The sequence below is a fragment of the Geodermatophilus sp. DF01-2 genome, from assembly GCF_004571065.1.
Taxonomy (GTDB): domain Bacteria; phylum Actinomycetota; class Actinomycetes; order Mycobacteriales; family Geodermatophilaceae; genus Geodermatophilus.
Genome location: NZ_SPQN01000132.1, coordinates 1 through 6650 on the forward strand (window position 1 = coordinate 1; position 6650 = coordinate 6650).

6 protein-coding genes are annotated in these 6650 nt (G+C 73.9%); 4 read left to right on the plus strand and 2 right to left on the minus strand.

Annotation, left to right across the window (positions count from 1 at the left end; translation table 11 throughout):
* Positions 1-1819 (plus strand): EAL domain-containing protein (locus E4P41_RS20735; protein ID WP_135143102.1); only part of this gene is annotated, 1819 nt, incomplete at its 5' end.
* A 32-nt stretch (positions 1820-1851) separates the two neighbouring features.
* The gene (locus E4P41_RS20740; protein WP_245177539.1) at positions 1852-2673 is read left to right on the plus strand and encodes an HDOD domain-containing protein; all 822 of its coding nucleotides are present in this window, start codon (positions 1852-1854) and stop codon (positions 2671-2673) included.
* A 71-nt stretch (positions 2674-2744) separates the two neighbouring features.
* On the opposite strand, the gene E4P41_RS20745 is transcribed toward E4P41_RS20740, so the two are convergent.
* Entirely contained in the window at positions 2745-3896 is a 1152-nt protein-coding gene (locus E4P41_RS20745) for an acyl-CoA dehydrogenase family protein (RefSeq protein WP_135143104.1), read from the minus strand.
* A 7-nt stretch (positions 3897-3903) separates the two neighbouring features.
* Positions 3904-5079: an acyl-CoA dehydrogenase family protein gene (locus E4P41_RS20750; protein WP_135143105.1), complete on the minus strand. Its 1176-nt coding sequence runs from the start codon at positions 5077-5079 to the stop codon at positions 3904-3906.
* 178 nt (positions 5080-5257) lie between these two features.
* Here E4P41_RS20750 and E4P41_RS20755 point away from each other — a divergent pair, with 178 nt between their 5' ends.
* Both E4P41_RS20755 and E4P41_RS20760 read left to right on the plus strand, forming a co-directional pair.
* The gene (locus E4P41_RS20755; RefSeq protein ID WP_135143106.1) at positions 5258-5626 is read left to right on the plus strand and encodes a zf-TFIIB domain-containing protein; all 369 of its coding nucleotides are present in this window, start codon (positions 5258-5260) and stop codon (positions 5624-5626) included.
* A 26-nt stretch (positions 5627-5652) separates the two neighbouring features.
* A complete protein-coding gene (locus E4P41_RS20760) occupies positions 5653-6483 on the plus strand; it encodes a hypothetical protein (RefSeq protein ID WP_135143107.1) in 831 nt (276 codons plus the stop codon).
* Positions 6484-6650: the final 167 nt, after the last annotated feature.

Here is a 6650-nt window from a genome sequence, read left to right on the forward strand (position 1 = left end):
GCTGCGCCGGGAACGCAGCGCCCGCATGAACCTGCCGGTGCGCACGGCCAGTGGCGCCCTCGTCGAGGCGGTGGTCCTCTGCACCCCCACGCCGACCGGGCGGATGTGGACGCTGCGGCTGGTGCCGGCCGCCAGCGAGTCCGAGCGGGCGCTGCGCGCCACCGCCGACGCCCACGAGCAGCGCTTCGCCACCCTCACCGAGCGCTCGCCGGTCCCCACGCTGCTCTCCGAGCAGGGCATGCGGCTGGCGCACGTCAACGACGCCTTCTGCAGCCTGGTCGGGCTGCAGGCCGAGCAGCTGCTGGGCACCGGCTGGATGGCCACCGTGCACCCCGACGACCTGGACGACGTCATCGAGCAGGTCGTCGCCGTCCTCGGCGGTGGGGACGGCGAGGCCCAGGCCCGCCTGGTCCGGGAGGACGGCACCGAGCGGACGACGGTCATCCGTTTCGCCCACCTGTTCACCCCCGGCGTCGGGGCGGGCTTCGTCGGCACCATCGAGGACATCACCGACCGGCTGGCCTTCGAGGCCCGGCTGGCGCACCAGGCCCACCACGACCCGCTCACCGGGCTGCCCAATCGCACCCTGCTCGCCGGCTACGTGGCCGAGCGGTTCCGCCCCGGCGCGAGCGGGCTGGCCTGCCTGTTCCTGGACCTGGACAACTTCAAGGTCGTCAACGACTCGCTCGGCCACGCCGCCGGCGACGAACTGCTGGTCGAGGTCGCCACCCGGCTGCGCGCCACGGTCCGTCCGGGCGACCTGGTCGCCCGCTTCGGCGGGGACGAGTTCGTCGTGGTCTGCGAGGGCGTGGACCAGGCCGACGCGGTGACCCTGGCCGAGCGGATCGGCGCCGCCCTCGCCGAGCCGATGCGCCTCTCCGGGGTCGACGTCCGCCCGCACGCCAGCGTCGGCGTCACCGTGCAGACCGCCGAGCACGGCGCGGCGGAGGAGCTCATCCGCGACTGCGACATCGCCATGTACCAGGCCAAGGCCGGCGGCAAGGGCCGGATCACCGTGCTCGACCAGCGGGCCCGGGCCGAGGCGCGGGACAAGCTGCGGCTGGTCGCCGAGCTGCGCCAGGCGATCGAGCGGCGCGAGATCACCCTGCTGTACCAGCCGATCTTCAGCACCGCGGACGGCAGCTCGGTCGCCGTCGAGTCCCTGGCCCGCTGGCACCACCCGGTGCGCGGCGCCATCAGCCCGGGGGTCTTCGTGTCCCTCGCCGAGGAGAGCGGCCTGATCGGCGGGCTGGGCCTGCTCGTGCTCGACGAGACCTGCCGGCAGCTGGCCGAGTGGGACCGGCTGCTCGGGCCGGCCGCACCGCAGCGGGCCAACGTCAACGTCTCGGCGCTGCAGCTGGACGGCAACCTGCACCCGCACGTCGTCGCCGCCCTCGAGCGGCACGGGCTGCACCCGTCGCGGCTGTCGATCGAGATCACCGAGTCGGCGCTGATGAAGGACCCGACGTCCGCCCGCGAGGTGCTCACCCAGCTGCGCGAGCTCGGCGTCTCGCTGGCCATCGACGACTTCGGCACCGGCTACTCGTCGCTGGCCTACCTGCGGCACCTGCCGGTCGACTGCCTGAAGGTGGACCGATCGTTCGTCGCCGAGCTGGCCCACGGGCACACCGAGATCGCCTCGGCGGTCATCGCGCTGGCCAAGAACCTGGGCCTCTCCACGGTGGCCGAGGGTGTCGAGACGCCGGCGCAGGCGGTGGAGCTCGCGCGCCTCGGCGCCTGCTTCCTGCAGGGCTTCGACCTGGCCCAGCCGATGACCGGCTCCCGCACCGCCGCGTGGTACGCCGCGCACGCCCGATGACCGTGACCCCCCTCGTCCTCCCGGGAGCCGCCGTGCCCACGCCCCTGGTCGCCGCGCCGTCCTTCGACCTCGAGGCGGTGCTGGCCAGCATCGACACGATGGCCGCGCAGAAGCCGGTCGCCGCCCAGATCGTGTCGATCGCCAACTCCGACGACACCGACGCCCGCACCCTCGCGCAGACCCTCGCCTCCGACGTGGCCCTGGCCGGCCGGGTGATGAAGCTGGCCAACTCCGCCTACTTCGGCATGCGCGGGCGGGTGACCTCACTGCAGTTCGCGGTGACCGTGGTCGGCTTCACCACCGTGCGCACGATGGCCACCGTGGCGCTGACCGACCTGGACGACGAGTCGCGGCTGCCCGAGGACTTCTGGCGCATGAGCACCTGCGTCGCGCTGGCCGCCTCCACACTGGCCTCCCGGTTCGGCGAACGGCCGCAGGACGCCCTGTGCCTCGGGCTGCTGGCCCCGCTCGGTGTCGCGCTGCTCCACCACAACGACCAGAACGGGTACGCCGAGCTGACCGCCGCCGAGCCGACCTCCGCGGGCCGGCGGGCGGCCGAGGTCCGCCGTTACGGCATCCACGCCTTCCGGCTGACCGCGGTGGCGCTCGAGCAGTGGGGCTTCCCGCCGAGCATGCTGGCCCCGCTCGGTGCCGTCGGCGACCGCGCGAGCGAGGACGGCTCGCTGCTGCGCGCGGCGCTGGAGGTCGCCGCCCGGCTGGCGGTCGAGGACTACGTGCCGGTGCCGGTCCCGGAGCTCACCTGCGGGCAGCTGCGCGAGGACGCCGTCCCGCCCGTGCTGGACAAGGTGCGCGCCGAGGCCGACGAGCTGCGCCTGGCGATGCTGGGTGACTGAGCAGGCACCAGACGGCGGCGGCCGGTGCCCCGGGTAGGGACGCCGGCCGCCGCCGTTCTCGGTGTGCCGCGTCAGCGCGTATAGGGCACGCCCAGCGGGTCGACCGTCTCGTGGCCGTCCACGCCCTCGGCGAGCCGGGCCAGCGCCCAGTCACCGTCGCCGAGCAGGTGGTCGAGCGCGGTCAGGCGGCTGGTGTGGTGGCCGACCGTGTACTCCGCGGTCACCCCGATCCCGCCGTGCAGCTGGATCGCCTCCTTGCCGATGTGCCGGCCGGCGCGGCTGGTCTGCAGCCGGGCGCGGTCCGCTGCGGTGACGACGTCCCCGCCGGCGTCGGAGACCATCGACGCCCACAGCGCGGTGCTGCGGGCCAGCTCCAGCGAGACGTACATGTCCGCGGCGCGGAAGGTGAGCGCCTGGAACCGGTTGAGCGTCACGCCGAACTGCTTGCGGGTCTTGAGGTACTCGGCGGTGGTCCGCAGCGCCGTGTCCATCGAGCCGATGGCCTCGTGGGCGTAGGCGATGCGCGCCTCGGCGAGCACCCGTTCGACCTCCGCCGTCCGGTCGCCGGTGCTCTCACCCAAGAGCTCGGCGGGGGTGCCGTCGAAGCGGACGTGGGCCGCGCGGCCGCCGTCGTGGGTGCGGTAGCCGGTGCGGGTCAGGCCGTCGGCGTCGCCGCGGACGACGAAGAGCGCCGTCCCGCTCTCGACGACCGCGCTGACCACGAGGACGTCGGCGCGGGCGCCGTTGAGGACCGGCTCCTTGACGCCGGTGAGCGTCCACGAGCCGCCGTCCTGCGCCGCGGTGACGGCCGCGGCCGACGGGCTCCAGCGGGTGCCGGGCTCGGCGTGCGCGACGGCCGGGAGCGTGCTGCCCTCGGCGATGCCGCTCAGCAGCTCGCTCTTCTGCGCGTCGGTGCCGACAGCGGCGACCAGCCCGCCGGCGAGGACGACGGCCTCGACGAACGGCTCGGGCGCGAGCACCCGGCCGATCTCCTCGGCGACGATCGCCACCTCGATCGGCCCGGCTCCCATGCCGCCGTGCTCCTCGGTGAAGGGCAGCCCCAGCAGGCCCATCTCGGCCAGCCGCGACCACGTCTTCTCGTCGTAGCCCGGGTCGTTCGCGACCACCCGGCGACGCTGCTCGCTGTCGCCGTAGGCCCGTTCCAGCAGGCCGCGGAGGGCCTCCCGGAGGTCGTGCTGCTCGCTGTCGAAGGTGAAGTCCACGGTTGCCTCAGAGCCCCAGGATCGTGCCGGCGATGATGGTGCGCTGCACCTCGTTGGAGCCTCCGTAGATGGAGACCTTGCGGTAGTTCAGGTACTCGGGGGTGGCCACCCGGGCCCAGTCCGGGACGTCGGAACCGCCGTCGGCGAACGAGGCCACCGAGAGCGGGCCGGCGATGTCGACGACGAGCTCGGTCGCGGCCTGCTGCAGCTCCGAGCCGCGGAGCTTGAGCACCGACGACGCCGGGTGCGGCTTGCCGTCGGCCGAGTTCGCGACCACGCGCAGCGCGGTGAGCTCCAGGGCGAGGAGCTCGTTCTCCACCTCGGCGATGCGGGCGGCCATGCGGGGGTCCTCGGCCAGCGGGCGGCCGTCGACGGTGATCTCCCGGGCGTGCTGCTTGGCCTGGGCCAGCAGCCGCTTGGTGCTGCCGACGCGCGCGATGCCCACCCGCTCGTTGCCGAGCAGGAACTTCGCGTAGTCCCAGCCGCGGTTCTCCTCGCCGATGAGGTTCTCCGCCGGCACTCGGACGTCCTCGAAGAAGACCTCGTTGACCTCATGACTGCCGTCGATCAGCTCGATCGGCCGCAGGGTGACACCGGGGGAATCCATCGGGAACACCAGCAGCGAGATGCCGCGCTGCTTCTTCTCCGCGGTCGGGTCGGTCCGGACCAGGCAGAAGATCCAGTCCGCGTGCTGGCCCAGCGTCGTCCAGGTCTTCTGGCCGTTGACGACCCAGTCGTCGCCGTCGCGCACCGCGGTCGTGCGCAGGCTGGCCAGGTCCGAGCCGGCGTCGGGCTCGGAGAAGCCCTGGCACCACCAGATGTCGAGGTTCGCCGTCGCCGGGAGGAACCGCTCCTTCTGCTCCTGGTTGCCGAAGGTCGCGATCACCGGGCCGATCATGCTGGCATTGAAGGCCAGCGGCTCCGGGACGCAGGCCAGCTGCATCTCCTCGCGCCAGATGTGCCGCTGCAGCGGGGTCCAGTCCTTGCCGCCCCACTCGACCGGCCAGTGCGGCACGGCCAGCCCGGCGGCGTTGAGGATGCGCTGGGCCTGGACGTACCCGTCCTTGCTCAGGTGCCGGCGCGCCGCGACGGTGTCGCGGATCTCCCGGGGCACCTCGGTGGTGAAGAACGTCCGCATCTCCTCCCGGAACGCCTCCAGCTCCGGGGACAGTTGCAACCGCATCGGGCCTCTCTCCTGACGGCTGCTGTGCCGTCTCGCACGGTGGGACCCCGACGATCCCACACGGGCTACTGGCCGGTAGTCCCCGGGGCGGCGGTGACCTCGCGGCGTGTCGACGGCGTCCCGCGCGTGGGCGGTGGGGCGGCGGGAACGTGCGTCGTCCGGTGCCCGTTGCCGAGCCATGGAGCTGACCTGTCCCAAGTGCCAGGGGTCGATGCGCACCTACGAGCGCAACGGGGTGCACGTCGACCAGTGCACGGAGTGCCGCGGCATCTTCCTCGACCGCGGTGAGCTCGAGCGGCTGATCGACGCGGAGACCGCGTGGCACGAGGGGAGCCGGCCCGCGGCCGCGGCCTCCGCTCCGTCGTCCGCCCCGTACGGCGGGTCGGGTCACGGCCCGGCCGGCCACGCTCCGAGCGGGTACGGCGCGGGCGGGCTGGGCGCGGTCGTGGGCGAGGTGCTCAGCCAGGTGCAGAAGAAGCAGCACTCGTCCGGGTACGGGCACTCCTCGAAGCGCAAGCCGTCGTTCCTGGGGGAACTGTTCGGCTGAGGGGTCTGCGGGGCACGCACGGCGGCGTGTTCGACGTCGACTGGATGGGGCAGTTGAGCCGTGACGTGCTGCGGGAGCGGCTGCCCGCCCTGATCGCCGAGACTTGCGCGTGGAGCGTGGGGCTCTCCGACCGTCCGCACCACGAGCGACGCCGCGGCCGGCTGACCGGGACCGGCGGCACGATCGGCGACCGGGCCGCGCGCGGCCAGGCGCTCTCCGGCGAGGAGGACGGCCGGCTCGAGCTCGGCGACGCCCGGCCGGGCAGCTTCCGGGACGTGCTGAACGCGGTGGACGCCGACGGGGTGCTCTACGCCGACCGGTTCGACCGCGAGGTGCTGGAGCCGTTCGTGCTGGCCACCTGCGTGCTCGCCGCCGAGCGGGCACGGGCCACCCGACGGGCGGAGTGGGCCGAGCTGCTCGACGACCTCGGGGAGGACGGCCGCGACCTGGTCGGCGTCGTCCGCGCCGGGGAGTGGGAGGCGCCGCTGCGGATCGAGGCCGAGCACCTGGTGCTCGCCGCGCTGGCCGACGTCCCGCTGCTGGAGGTGGAGGCCGAGGGGCTGCCGCTGTCCCTGGTGCGGGCGGCCGAGGCGCTGACGCGGGGAGTCACCGCCCCGCCGCCGCCCGCGCCGGCGGGGGAGGACCCGGCCGCGTCGGGCGCGGTGTTCCTCGCCCGGGCCGCGCTGTCGGCGGAGGGGCTGGCCGAGCCGGTGCCGCCCTCCCGGGCCGACCGGCTGCTGACCGCGCTGCTGGCCGAAGGGATCGAGCCCGACGAGGTGCCCGGGGTGCTGCCGCACCTGCCGCTGGCGCCGGGAACCGCCGACGCGGTGCTGACCCTGCTCGACGCCGGCCGCTGACGTCCGGCGATTTCCGCGGAAATCGCCGGGGGAGCCGCGTCCTCGGCTTTCGCAGTTTCCGCGATCAAGTAGATGATCTTGCACGGTTGCGGCGCGGCTGCCTGATCGGGTGCTGAACGCGCGGAAGCATCAGCGGTCTTCTCACCGCCTCTTGCGAGGGGTCCGCT